At 63.0% G+C, this 12,792-nt stretch carries 9 protein-coding genes and 1 pseudogene; all 10 read right to left on the reverse strand.

Going from position 1 to position 12,792, the window contains the following annotated elements; genetic code table 11:
* Positions 1-360: 360 nt before the first annotated feature.
* Positions 361-1,776 (reverse strand): annotated as a pseudogene (gene lpdA, locus EOC83_RS24685) (dihydrolipoyl dehydrogenase); the annotation flags it as partial.
* Between the two features lie 76 nt (positions 1,777-1,852).
* The gene (locus tag EOC83_RS24690) at positions 1,853-2,608 is read right to left on the reverse strand and encodes an SDR family oxidoreductase (protein WP_013528853.1); all 756 of its coding nucleotides are present in this window, start codon (positions 2,606-2,608) and stop codon (positions 1,853-1,855) included.
* Complete coding sequence (locus EOC83_RS24695) at positions 2,605-3,123, reverse strand: hypothetical protein (RefSeq protein ID WP_063169538.1); 519 nt, start codon at positions 3,121-3,123, stop codon at positions 2,605-2,607. Before EOC83_RS24695 ends, EOC83_RS24690 begins: the two co-directional genes overlap by 4 nt.
* Positions 3,124-3,182: 59 nt before the next feature.
* A complete protein-coding gene (odhB, locus tag EOC83_RS24700; RefSeq protein ID WP_063169539.1) occupies positions 3,183-4,457 on the reverse strand; it encodes a 2-oxoglutarate dehydrogenase complex dihydrolipoyllysine-residue succinyltransferase in 1,275 nt (424 codons plus the stop codon).
* 47 nt (positions 4,458-4,504) lie between these two features.
* Positions 4,505-7,492 carry a 2-oxoglutarate dehydrogenase E1 component gene (locus tag EOC83_RS24705; RefSeq protein WP_027163286.1) on the reverse strand — a complete coding sequence of 996 codons (2,988 nt, stop codon included), beginning with the start codon at positions 7,490-7,492 and terminating at the stop codon, positions 4,505-4,507.
* A gap of 128 nt (positions 7,493-7,620) precedes the next feature.
* Positions 7,621-8,523, reverse strand: coding sequence for a succinate--CoA ligase subunit alpha (gene sucD / locus EOC83_RS24710; RefSeq protein ID WP_013528849.1), 903 nt, complete (start codon positions 8,521-8,523; stop codon positions 7,621-7,623).
* Positions 8,524-8,564: 41 nt separating this feature from the next.
* Positions 8,565-8,936: a cupin domain-containing protein gene (locus EOC83_RS24715; protein ID WP_013528848.1), complete on the reverse strand. Its 372-nt coding sequence runs from the start codon at positions 8,934-8,936 to the stop codon at positions 8,565-8,567.
* Positions 8,937-8,940: 4 nt separating this feature from the next.
* Positions 8,941-10,134 carry an ADP-forming succinate--CoA ligase subunit beta gene (gene sucC / locus EOC83_RS24720; protein ID WP_024504973.1) on the reverse strand — a complete coding sequence of 398 codons (1,194 nt, stop codon included), beginning with the start codon at positions 10,132-10,134 and terminating at the stop codon, positions 8,941-8,943.
* A 43-nt stretch (positions 10,135-10,177) separates the two neighbouring features.
* Positions 10,178-11,146 (reverse strand): malate dehydrogenase, encoded by a 969-nt coding sequence (mdh, locus tag EOC83_RS24725; protein ID WP_013528846.1) that lies wholly within the window; start codon positions 11,144-11,146, stop codon positions 10,178-10,180.
* 368 nt (positions 11,147-11,514) lie between these two features.
* Complete coding sequence (gene zapE, locus EOC83_RS24730) at positions 11,515-12,714, reverse strand: cell division protein ZapE (protein ID WP_027163284.1); 1,200 nt, start codon at positions 12,712-12,714, stop codon at positions 11,515-11,517.
* Positions 12,715-12,792 lie beyond the last annotated feature (78 nt).

Below are 12,792 nucleotides of genomic sequence, written 5' to 3' on the forward strand. Positions count from 1 at the left end.
CTGCGCCGGCACCAGCCCCTGCGCCGGCACCTGCACCGGCCCAGTGATTGGCTCGATATCAGTTACGAACGGCCCGCTGAAAAGCGGGCCGTTTTGTTTTGTAGGGGCCGCCAGAAAGGCCTTTCCAGAAACTCGCTCCGGTGAGTCAGCTGGTGTGGTTTTCGAGAACCGGAGCGCAGCGGACATTGGGTCCGTGAGCAGCGCATGACCCCGAAGATCAGTCCGATTTTTTCGGAGAGGATCATGCGCCAATCAAAAAGGGTCACAGCATCCTTTGAGCGTCCAGGAGGGACGCGCGGCGCTGTGAAAGCGGAGAAAACCTCGCCAGATGGCCGCCGGAGTAGAGTTTATGAAAGGGCCTTAGATGTGGATCGGCTTGAAGAACGTCGCCAGCGCCGCCTCCTTGATCGCCTCCGACATCGTCGGGTGCGCATGGCAGGTGCGGGCGAGATCCTCCGACGAACCGCCGAACTCCATCAGCACCGCCGCCTCGTGGATCATCTCGCCGGCGCCGAAGCCGACGATATGGACGCCGAGCACGCGGTCGCTTTGCTTGTCGGCGAGGATCTTCACAAAACCGTCCGTGTGCAGCATGGCGCGCGCCCGGCCATTGGCGCTGAACGGGAACTTTCCGATCTTGTAGTCGATGCCGGCCTTCTTCAATTCTTCCTCGGTCTTGCCGACCGAGGCGATTTCCGGGCTGGTGTAGACGACGCTCGGAATGACGTCATAGTTCACGTGGCCGGCCTGACCGGCAATGGTTTCCGCTACCGCCACGCCCTCATCCTCGGCCTTGTGCGCCAGCATCGGCCCGGCGATGACATCGCCGATGGCATAGATGCCCGGGATATTGGTCTTGAGATGGCCATCGGTCTTGACCCGGCCGCGCTCGTCGACCTCGACGCCGGCTTCCCCGAGCCCGAGGCTGTCGGCATAGGCGCGGCGGCCGGTGGCGATCAGCACGGCATCGGCCTCGATGGTCTCGGCGGCGCCGCCCTTGACCGGCTCGAAGGTGATGGTCGCACCCTTCTTGGCCTTGGCGACGCCGGTGACCTTGGCGCCGAGCTTGAACTCGAAGCCCTGTTTGCCCAGCAACCGCTGGAATTGCTTGGAGACCTCGCCGTCCATGCCGCCCAGGATGGTGTCGAGGAATTCGACCACGGTGACCTTGGCGCCGAGCCGCGCCCACACCGAGCCGAGCTCGAGCCCGATGACACCGCCGCCGACCACCACCAGATGGCCGGGAACCTTATCCAGCGACAGCGCGCCGGTCGACGACACGATCACCTTCTCGTCGATGTCGACCTTGACGCCGGGAATGCCGGCGACATCCGAGCCGGTGGCGATGACGATGTTCTTCGTCTCGATCTCCTCGACCTTGCCGTCCTCGGAGGTGACCGACACTTTACCGGCGGCGAGCACCTTGCCGGTGCCGCGGAAACTATCGATCTTGTTCTTCTTGAACAGGAAGGCGACGCCGTTGACGTTCGACGACACCGTCGCATCCTTGTGCGCCATCATCTTCTTCAGGTTCAATTTCGGCGCCGATGTCTCGACGCCGAGCGTGTCGAAGGAGTGGCCGGCCTCGGCGAACATCTCGGAGGCATGGAGCAGCGCCTTGGACGGGATGCAGCCGATGTTCAGGCAGGTGCCGCCGAAGGTCGCGTTCTTCTCGACCACCGCAACCCTGAGCCCGAGCTGCGCCGCCTTGATGGCGCAGACATAGCCGCCGGGTCCCGATCCGATGATAACGACGTCATAAGCCATGATACTGTCCTTCTGTTTTGAGCATGATGCCGAAAAGTGTGACGCGGTTTTCGGATAACATCATGCTCGATCTGCTTGAGAGCGCTCAGCGGCCGCCGCTTACATTCAGGATCGCGCCCGTCGTATAGGACGCGGCGTCGGAGAGAAGATAGAGAACCGCGCCCGCGACTTCATCCACTGTACCGGCTCTTTTCATCGGCAGCAGATCGCGGAACCGCTCCACCCGGTCCGGCTGCCCGCCGGAGGCGTGGATGTCCGTGTCGATGATGCCCGGCCGCACCGCATTGACGCGGATGCCTTCTAGCGCCACCTCACGGGCGAGCCCGACGGTGAAGGTGTCGATGGCGCCCTTGGAGGCGGCATAATCGACATATTCGCCCGGCGAGCCCAATGTCGCCGCGGCCGACGAGATGTTGACGATGGATCCGCCCGACCCGCCATGACGGGTCGACATGCGCTTCACCGCCTCGCGGGCGCAGAGGAACGAGCCGACGACATTGATGCGCATCATGCGCTCCAGCCGCGAAACATCCATCTCGTCGACGCGCGCCTTGACGTCGACGATGCCGGCATTGTTGACGAAGGCATCGAGCCGTCCATAGGCGCGGTCGACGGCCTCGAACATGGCCACGATATCGGACTCCTTGCCGACATCGCCCTTGACCGCGAAAGCCTCGCCGCCGGCGGCCTCGATCTCGGCGACCAGCGCCTTGGCGGCCTCCTGGTTCGAAGCGTAGTTGACCGCGACCCGGTAGCCGGCCTTCGATCCGAGCCGGCAGATCGCGGCGCCGATGCCGCGGCTGCCGCCGGTGACCAGCAGCACCTTTTGCGTCCCGCTCATTCCTGGCATCCCTTCAAGGCAAACACATCCCACGGCACTTTCGAAAATCCGCTGCCGCCATAGGCGCTGGATTGGCGCAACGCCGACCCGAGGTCCGGCAGGATCAGCGTCTTCGGCGCTTCGACGCCTTCAGCCGGCAGCAGTCCGATGTTGCCCTTTTCATCCGCCGTGTAGATGACGCCGTGCCAGGGCGTGCAGGCGGCAAGCTCCTCGCCGGTGACGTCGCCCTCGGGGCATTTGTGCATCAGCGCACCGTTCGGCCGCGATACGCCTTCATTCCACATGACGATGCCGTTGAGCACCACATCATTGTCGAGAATCATGCGGAAGGTGTTGGTGACGGTCGCCGAGGTGCCGGTCGGCGTGAAGTCGATCTCGCTGCCGCTCTGTGTATCGCCATAGACAGCGAGCTCGATCGGACAGGCGGCGTGAGCGCCGGCAGCGGCCAGCACCATGCCGGCCGCGATCGATGCGATCGAAAGCACCTTGGAAAGGCTAAGGGAACGGGTCGTCATTCTGCCGCGCAGATCCCTTCCTCCGGCACACATTCCAACAGCCGGATCAGCACCAGACCTCAGAGATCAAGCACCAGCCGTTCCGGATCCTCCAGGCTTTCCTTGACGCGGACCAGGAAGGTCACCGCTTCCTTGCCGTCGACGATGCGGTGATCGTAGCTGAGCGCCAGGTACATCATCGGCCGGATCACGATCTGGCCGCCCACTACGACCGGCCGGTCCTGGATCTTGTGCATGCCCAGAATGCCCGACTGCGGCGCGTTTAGGATCGGCGTCGACATCAGCGACCCGTAGACGCCACCGTTGGAAATCGTAAACGTGCCGCCCTGCATGTCGGCGACCGACAGCTTGCCGTCGCGCGCGGCGATGCCCAGCCGGCCGATGTCCTTCTCGATCTCGGCGATCGACATCTGGTCGGCATCGCGCACCACCGGCACGACAAGGCCCTTTTCGGTGCCCACGGCGACGCCGATATGGGCATAGTTCTTGAAGATGATGTCGGTGCCGTCGATCTCGGCATTGACCGAGGGGATTTCCTTCAGGGCGTGGGTGACGGCTTTGGTGAAGAAGCCCATGAAGCCGAGCTTCACGCCGTGCTTCTTCTCGAACACGTCCTTGTACTTGGTGCGCAGCGCCATCACCGCTGACATGTCGACCTCGTTGAAGGTGGTCAGCATGGCTGCGGTCGACTGCGCTTCCTTGAGGCGGCGCGCGATGGTCTGGCGCAATTTGGTCATGCGCACGCGCTCCTCGCGCGATGCATCGTCGCCCGCGGACGGCGCCCGCACGGCAACCGGTGCCGGTGCTGCTTTCGGTGTCTCGGCCGGCTGCGACGGCGCGCCCTTGGAGATGGCGTCGAGCACGTCACCTTTCAGCACCTGGCCGCGCTTTCCCGAACCGGAGATCTGGTCGACCGAGAGATTGCTTTCGGCGATCAGTTTCGCCGCGGCCGGTGCCGGTGGCATGGTGCGCGGCTCGACCGGGCCGGCATCGCCGGCGATCTTGGCGGTCTCGGCCGCGGCCTGCTTGCCGGTCGATGCCGCATCCGGCGACGAGGCCTGCGACACCGCTTGCGGCTTCGTGGCGGGAGCCGCGCCGCCTGCCGAAATCGACCCCAGCAGCGCGCCGACACCGACCGTCTCGCCTTCCTTGACGGTGATCTCACCCAGCGTGCCGGCGGCGGCGGCAGGCACCTCCACCGTCACCTTGTCGGTCTCGAGCTCGACCAGCGGTTCATCGGCGGCGATTGTATCGCCAACCTTCTTGAACCATTTGCCGACGGTCGCTTCAGTGACGGATTCGCCGAGAGTGGGAACGCGGATTTCGGTAGCCATTGTGCCTGTCCGTTTTCTTTCGGTTCTGTTGTTCGCCCAGATCTTCTCTATTCACCAAGCGCGTCTTCGAGCAAGGCGGCGAGCTGGGCGAGATGCTTCGACATCAGTCCGGTCGCCGGCGAGGCGGCGGCCGGACGGCCGGTGTAGCGCACCCGCTGATGCTTGGCGTCGATATGCGCCAGCACCCATTCCAGATACGGGTCGATGAACGACCAGGCGCCCATGTTCTTGGGCTCCTCCTGGCACCACACCATCTCGGCATTGCGGAACCGCGACAGTTCGGTGATCAGCGCCTTGGCCGGGAACGGGTAAAGCTGCTCGACGCGCAGCAGATAGATGTCGTTGATGCCGCGCTTCTCGCGCTCCTCATAGAGGTCGTAATAGACCTTGCCCGAACACAGCACGACGCGGCGGATCTTGGAATCCTTGACCAGCTTGATCGCTTGTCCGGAAAGCAGCTGCGCATCGTCCCACAGCAACCGGTGGAACGAGCTTTCGCCCGAAATTTCCGGCAGCGTCGACACCGCGCGCTTGTGGCGCAGCAGCGACTTCGGCGTCATCAGAATCAGCGGCTTGCGGAAGTCGCGCTTCAGCTGCCGGCGCAATATGTGGAAGTAGTTGGCCGGCGTGGTGCAGTTGGCGACTTGCATGTTGTCTTCGGCGCAAAGCTGCAGGAAGCGTTCGAGCCGGGCCGAGGAATGTTCCGGACCCTGGCCTTCATAGCCATGCGGCAAGAGGCAGACGAGGCCCGACATTCTGAGCCACTTGCGTTCGCCTGACGAGATGAACTGGTCGAACACCACCTGGGCGCCGTTGGCGAAGTCGCCGAACTGCGCTTCCCACAAGGTCAACGCCTTTGGCTCGGCCAGGCTGTAGCCGTATTCGAAGCCCAGAACCGCCTCTTCCGACAGCATCGAGTTGATGACTTCGTAGCCGGCCTGAGCCGCCGACAGATTGTTGAGCGGGATGTAGCGGGTCTCGTCGCGCTGGTCGTAGAGCACGGAATGGCGCTGCGAGAAGGTGCCGCGTTCGGAATCCTGCCCCGACAGGCGGATCGGATTGCCGTCGAGCAGGATGGCGCCGAAGGCCAGCGCCTCGGCCGTCGACCAGTCGATGCCTTCGCCGGACTCGATCGCCTGGCGGCGGTTTTCGAGGAAGCGGATGATCGTCTTGTGCGCCTCGAAGTCCTTCGGCACCTCGGTCAGCTTCCTGCCGATTTCCTTCAGTGTCTTGACCGGCACGGCGGTCTTGCCGCGCCGCTGTTCGTCCTGGTTGTCGGCAGTGCGCAGGCCCGACCAGGCGCCGTCGAGCCAGTCAGCCTTGTTGGGCTTGTAGTGCTGGCCGACTTCCCATTCGGATTCCAGATGCGCCCGCCAGTCGGCTTTCAACTGGTCGAGCTCGGCCTGGGTGAGGTGACCCTCGGCGATCAGCCGGTCGCCATAGATCTGCACCGTCGTCTTGTGGTTGCGGATGTTGCGGTACATGATCGGCTGGGTGAAGGCCGGTTCGTCGCCCTCATTGTGGCCGAAGCGGCGATAGCAGAACATATCGACCACAACAGGCTTGAAAAACTTCATGCGAAACTCGATCGCCACCTTGGTGGCGTGCACCACGGCTTCCGGGTCGTCGCCATTGACGTGGAAGATCGGTGCTTCGATCATCTTGGCGACGTCGGACGGATAGGGCGAGGAGCGCGAAAAGCGCGGGTTGGTGGTGAAACCAATCTGGTTGTTGATGATGAAATGCAGCGTGCCGGCGACGCGGTGGCCGCGCAGGCCGGACAGGCCGAGGATCTCGGCGATCACGCCCTGACCGGCGAAGGCGGCATCGCCATGCAGCAAGAGCGGCAGCACCTTGGCGCGCTCTTCCAGCGGCACGATTTCCTCGCGGCTGCGGCCGAACAGATAATCCTGCTTGGCGCGCGCCTTGCCCATCACCACCGGATCGACGATTTCCAGATGCGAGGGGTTGGCGGTCAAGGACAGATGCACCTTGTTGCCGTCGAACTCGCGGTCCGACGAGGCGCCGAGATGGTACTTGACGTCGCCCGAGCCTTCGACCTCATCGGGTGCCGCAGAGCCGCCCTTGAACTCGTGGAAGATGGCGCGGTGCGGCTTGGCCATCACCTGGGAGAGCACGTTCAGCCGGCCGCGATGCGCCATGCCGAGCACGATTTCCTTCATGCCGAGCTGGCCGCCGCGCTTGACGATCTGCTCCAGCGCCGGGATCAGCGCCTCACTGCCATCGAGGCCGAAGCGCTTGGTGCCCTTGTACTTGACGTCGATGAACTGCTCGAAGCCTTCAGCCTCGACCAGCTTCTGCAGGATCGCCTTCTTGCCGGCGGCGGTGAAGGTGATCTCCTTGTCGGCACCCTCGATGCGCGCCTGGATCCAGGCCTTTTCCTCAGGGTCGGAAATATGCATGAACTCGACGCCGAGCGTGGAGCAATAGGTGCGGGTCAGGATTTCCAGCATCTGCCGGATGCTGCCGAATTCAAGCCCCAGCACATTGTCGAGGAAGATCGGCCGGTCGTAATCGGCTTCGGTGAAGCCGTAGTTTTCCGGCGACAGCTCGTTGTAATCCTCGAGCGGCTTGGCGATGCCGAGCGGATCGAGATTGGCGTGCAGATGGCCGCGCATGCGGTAGGCGCGGATCATCATGATGGCGCGCACCGAATCGCGCGTCGCCTGGTGCACGTCGGCGTCGGACAGGACGACGCCATTGGTGACCGCCTTGTCCTTGACCTTCTTTTCGATCGTCTTCTCGACGATGCCCCAATTGCCGTCGAGCGCCGACACCAGTTCGCCATTGGCCTGCAGCGGCCAGGAGGGCTTGGCCCAGGAGGCGCCCTTGGCGTTCCTGCGCACATCGCCGGAATCGTCTTTCAGCCCGGCGAAGAACTCCTGCCATTCGGGATTGACCGAGGCTGGATCGTCCTCATAGGCGGCATAAAGCGCGTCGATGTAATCGGCATTGCCGCCATAGAGGAAAGAGGTGAGAGAAAATTGGTCGTTGGCCTGATCTTGTCTTGCCATTTTTGTCCGCGGAGCCCGGCTCCGTCTCCTGTTTTTGGAGGGGAGTAGGGGAATAAGGGAATAGGGGAGCAGGGCTTTTTGCCGCTGCTATTTTCCCTACTGCCCTACTCCCTTACTCCCCTACTCCCTTACCCTTTGATCGCTTCGACCAAGGTCGTGCCCAGCCTTGCCGGCGACGGCGAAACTTTTATCCCGGCCGATTCCATCGCCGCGATCTTGTCTTCGGCGCCGCCCTTGCCGCCGGAGATGACCGCGCCGGCGTGGCCCATGGTGCGGCCGGCCGGCGCCGTGCGCCCGGCGATGAAGCCGGCCATCGGCTTCTTGCGGCCACGCTTGGCTTCGTCCTTGAGGAACTGCGCGGCGTCTTCCTCGGCCGAACCGCCGATCTCGCCGATCATGATGATCGACTTGGTCTCCTCGTCGGCGAGGAACATCTCGAGCATGTCGATGAACTCGGTGCCTTTGACGGGGTCGCCGCCAATGCCGACGGCGGTGGTCTGGCCGAGGCCGACATTGGTGGTCTGGAACACTGCCTCATAAGTAAGCGTTCCCGACCGCGAAACAACGCCGACCGAGCCCTTGCGGAAGATGTTTCCGGGCATGATGCCGATCTTGCATTCGTTGGGCGTCAGCACGCCCGGGCAGTTCGGGCCGATCAGCCGCGAGGTCGAACGGTCGAGCCTGGCCTTGACCCTGATCATGTCCATCACCGGTATGCCTTCGGTGATGCAGATGATCAGCGGGATCTCGGCCTCGATCGCTTCGAGGATGGCTTCGGCGGCGCCTGCCGGCGGCACATAGACGACGGACGCATTGGCACCGGTCTTTTCCTTGCCCTCGGCGACGGTGGCGAAGATCGGCAGGCTTTCGCCCTTCGCGCCGGTCCACGTCTCGCCACCCTTCTTGGGATGGATGCCGCCGACCATTTTCGTGCCGTGATAGGCCAGCGCCTGTTCGGTGTGGAACGTGCCGGTCTTGCCGGTCAGGCCCTGCACCAGCACCTTGGTGTTCTTGTCGACGAGGATGGACATGGGAGCCCTTTTCTAAAAACCGTTGATCGAGGAAAACATGGTCAGAGCCGCTTCAAGTCGGCGACGGTGAGGTCGCTCTTGGCGTTGCCGGTGTTGAGCGTCGTTGCCGGCTCGAACATCAGCACCACGGGCTCAACGGTGAGCGAGCGCGGCCGGTGTTCGACGCCGCGCGGCACGACGATGAAATCGCCCTCGCCGAGTTCGACCGGGCCGTCGCGGAAATCGATGGCAATACGCCCACGCAGCACGAGGAAGGCTTCGTCCTCATTGTCATGCGCGTGCCAATCGAAGACCTCGCCGAACTTGGCGACCTTCGCCTGGCTGTCGTTGACGTCGCCGGCGATATGCGGATCGAAGACCTTCTTGATCTTTTGATCCGCAGCCTCGACCAGGTTTATCTTATGCGGAGGCACCAGATCAGCCCTTCACCGCCGCCACGATCTTCTTGGCTGCATCGTCGAGATCGTCGGCCGACACCACGTTCAGGCCGCTGTCGTTGATGATCTTCTTGCCCAGCTCGGCATTGGTGCCTTCCAGGCGCACCACCAGCGGCACTTCCAGGCCGACTTCCTTGACCGCGGCAATGACGCCCTCGGCAATGATGTCGCACTTCATGATGCCGCCGAAGATGTTGATCAGGATGCCCTTGACCGCCGGATCCCTGGTGATGATCTTGAACGCCGCCGTCACTTTTTCCTTGGACGCACCGCCGCCGACATCGAGGAAGTTGGCGGGTTCGGCGCCATAGAGCTTGATGATGTCCATCGTCGCCATGGCAAGGCCGGCGCCGTTGACCATGCAGCCGATATTGCCGTCGAGCGCGACATAGGCGAGGTCGTATTTCGACGCCTCGATTTCCTTCTCGTCCTCTTCGGTGGTGTCGCGCAGTTCGAGCACGTCGGGGTGACGGAACAGCGCGTTGTTGTCGAACGACACTTTTGCGTCGAGCACGCGCAGCCGGCCGTTCTTCATGACGATCAGCGGATTGACCTCGAGCAGGCTCATGTCCTTCTCGACGAAGGCCTTGTAGAGGATCGGGAACAGCGTATCGCCGTCCTTGGCCGCATCGCCGTCGAGCTTGAGCGCGCCGTTGAGCGCCTTCAGGTCGGCTGAAGTGACACCTTTTTCCGGGTCGATGGCGACGGTGATGATCTTTTCCGGCGTGTCATGCGCGACCGCCTCGATGTCCATGCCGCCCTCGGTCGAGACGACGAAGGCAATGCGGCCGACCGAACGGTCGACCAGGATCGACAGATAGAGCTCGCGTTCGATGTCGGCGCCGTCTTCGATATAGAGGCGGTTGACCTGCTTGCCGGCCGGGCCGGTCTGCTTGGTCACCAGAGTGTTGCCCAGCATCTCGTTGGCGTTGGCGACGACATCGGCCACCGATTTCGCCAGCCGCACGCCGCCCTTGGCGTCCGGGCCGAGCTCGGTGAATTTGCCCTTGCCGCGGCCGCCGGCATGGATCTGGCTCTTCACCACATAGAGCGGGCCCGGCAGCGCCTTGGCGGCGGCTTCCGCTTCGCTCGCCTTGAACACCGGCACGCCTTCGGCCACCGGCGCGCCGAACGACTTCAGCAGTGCCTTGCCCTGATACTCATGGATGTTCATCTGTATGGTCTCCGGATCGACTGGGGGTTCACTTACTGGAGATTCATTTGGAGGCGAGTTGCGGCGCGATCTTGACGCAGGCCTCGGTCAGGCCCTGCACCGTCGCCACGGAGGAGTCGAACATCTTCTGCTCGCTCTTGTTGAGCTCGATCTCGATGATGCGCTCGACGCCGCCGGCGCCGATCACCACGGGAACGCCGACATAGGTATTCTTGACGCCATACTGGCCGGAGAGATACGCCGCACAGGGCAGCACGCGCTTCTTGTCCTTGAGATAGGCTTCGGCCATCGAGATCGCCGAAGCGGCCGGCGCGTAATAGGCCGAGCCGGTCTTGAGCAGGCCGACGATCTCGGCGCCGCCGTCGCGGGTGCGCTGCACGATCTGGTCGAGCTTCTCCTTCGAGGTCCAGCCCATCTTGATGAGGTCGGGCAGCGGAATGCCCGATACCGTCGAGTAGCGGATCATCGGCACCATGGAATCGCCGTGGCCGCCGAGCACGAAGGCGGTGACGTCCTCGACCGAGACCTTGAATTCCTCGGCCAGGAAATAGCGGAAGCGCGCGCTGTCGAGCACGCCGGCCATGCCGACGACGTGGCTGTTGGGCAGGCCTGAGAACTTCTGCAGCGCCCACACCATGGCGTCGAGCGGGTTTGTGATGCAGATGACGAAAGCCTTCGGCGCATACTTCTTCAGCCCGGCGCCGACCTGCTCCATGACCTTAAGGTTGATGCCCAGAAGGTCGTCGCGGCTCATGCCGGGCTTGCGCGGCACGCCGGCGGTGACGATACAGACGTCGGCGCCTTCGATGCCGGCATAGTCGTTGATGCCGGTGAGCCTGGAGTCGAAGCCATCGACAGGCGACGACTGCGCGATATCGAGCCCCTTGCCCTGCGGGATACCTTCGGCAATATCGAACAGCACCACGTCGCCGAGGTCCTTGAGGCCGATCATGTGAGCGAGCGTGCCGCCGATCATGCCAGAGCCGATAAGCGCTATCTTGTTGCGTGCCATGTGAGGATGTTTTCCCTTTGTCGGTGACGACGTCTCAAATCTCTGTGACTTGATGGCGGCGTCGAAGAAGAGGCCGGAATGCTGCGGGGAACCGCGAATTTTCGCCGCACCCAATAGCCCCGGCACGGAAAAAATTCAAACGATTATTTTGGCGTCAGTGTTTTCAATCGGTTAGATCATTTGGGATTTACGTAAACGTCAAAGTTTGTAAGCCGACTTGGGAGGAAATAACCGACGAAGATGGAAATCGTAAGGCTGAATGCGGGTAATGACGCCCTTGTGATGCGGGTGGCCGAGGAGGTTCGAGTTGTAGACGTTGGCATGACAGAGAGGGGCAAAGGATCGCTACCGATGCATTCCCTGGAAATTCAGGCCTGCGCCTGCTGTGCCTCTGGCGCCGGCTTCCCTTTCTGCCGCTCCGCCCAATCCTCCAGCCAGTCGCGGCTTTGCATCTCGATCAGCCGCGATGCGGTGCGCTCGAACTCGAAGACCTCCACGCCGCGCTTGGCGGCATAAAGCGCTTGCGGCGGCGCTTCGGCGCTCACCACCAGCCGCACATGATGGTCGTAGAGCGTGTCGATCAGAAGGATGAAGCGTTTGGCCTCGTTGCGCTTGCCTTCGCCGAGCACCGGGACGTGGTCGATGAAAATGGTTGAGAAGCGTCCGGCGATCGCCAGGAAATCGCGCGCGCCAAGCGGCTTTTCGCAGAGATCGGCGAAGGAGAACCGCGCCGCATCGCCTGCCGCACGCGGCACGATCACCTGCCGCCCTTTGAGGGCAATCGATGTCTCGGCGGTCGGCGCGTTGCGCGTCATGGCTTGCCAGGCCTCGTCGAGTAGCTGGTCCGCCGCCGCATCGGCCGGCGTGACATAGACCGGTGTCCGGGCGAGCTTTTCCAGCCGGTAGTCCTTGTCGGCATCGAGCGCCAGCACCTGTGTGTGCCGCTCCAGTATGCCGATGAAGGGCAGGAAAAGCTGACGGTTCAGCCCGTCGCTGTAGAGGTTTTCCGGCGCCACATTCGAGGTGGCGACCAGCACCACACCGCTGGCAAACAGCGCCGAAAACAACCTGGACAGGATCATCGCGTCGGCGATGTCGGTGACCGAGAACTCGTCGAAGCACAGCACCCAGGCTTGCTCGGCAAGGGCCTTGGCCACCGGCGGGATCGGGTCGTCCTGCTTGACGTCGCCGTTCTTGCGCGCCTGCCGGTGCTTCTGGATACGGTCCTGCACGTCCGCCATGAAGTCGTTGAAGTGGACGCGGCGCTTGCGCCGCACCGGCAGCAACTCGAAGAACATATCCATCAGCATGGTCTTGCCGCGACCGACGCCGCCATGGATGTAAAGGCCTTTGACGGCCTCATGCGTCTCGCGCTTGCGGGCGAACAGCCAGCCCAGCGCGCTCGACTTATGCGCCAGCCGCTTGGCCGAAATCTCATCGGTCAGCAGGTCGAGCGCCGCAACGATCCGTTCCTGCGCCGGATCGCGGTCGATCGTACCGGTTTCCACCAGATGCTCGTAGCGCTGCCTGACGGTCGCATGGGTCTGGAGGCCGTCACGCAGATGCATCGGTCACGTCATTTGTTTATGCATGTCGCTGTCCCGAAATCGGGGTCACTTCTGCGCGACACGCATTCGGAGGACTAA

This window comes from Mesorhizobium sp. Primo-A, assembly GCF_003997175.1.
GTDB classification, from domain to species: domain Bacteria; phylum Pseudomonadota; class Alphaproteobacteria; order Rhizobiales; family Rhizobiaceae; genus Mesorhizobium; species Mesorhizobium ciceri.

What these genes read in the sequence shown, in the direction of transcription:
- EOC83_RS24690 (WP_013528853.1), bottom strand. Translation starts at nt 2,608, where the DNA reads ATGAGCGGGACGCAAAAGGTGCTGCTGGTCACCGGCGGCAGCCGCGGC.
- EOC83_RS24695 (WP_063169538.1), bottom strand. Translation starts at nt 3,123, where the DNA reads ATGACGACCCGTTCCCTTAGCCTTTCCAAGGTGCTTTCGATCGCATCG.
- odhB (WP_063169539.1), bottom strand. Translation starts at nt 4,457, where the DNA reads ATGGCTACCGAAATCCGCGTTCCCACTCTCGGCGAATCCGTCACTGAA.
- EOC83_RS24705 (WP_027163286.1), bottom strand. Translation starts at nt 7,492, where the DNA reads ATGGCAAGACAAGATCAGGCCAACGACCAATTTTCTCTCACCTCTTTC.
- sucD (WP_013528849.1), bottom strand. Translation starts at nt 8,523, where the DNA reads ATGTCCATCCTCGTCGACAAGAACACCAAGGTGCTGGTGCAGGGCCTG.
- sucC (WP_024504973.1), bottom strand. Translation starts at nt 10,134, where the DNA reads ATGAACATCCATGAGTATCAGGGCAAGGCACTGCTGAAGTCGTTCGGC.
- mdh (WP_013528846.1), bottom strand. Translation starts at nt 11,146, where the DNA reads ATGGCACGCAACAAGATAGCGCTTATCGGCTCTGGCATGATCGGCGGC.
- zapE (WP_027163284.1), bottom strand. Translation starts at nt 12,714, where the DNA reads ATGCATCTGCGTGACGGCCTCCAGACCCATGCGACCGTCAGGCAGCGC.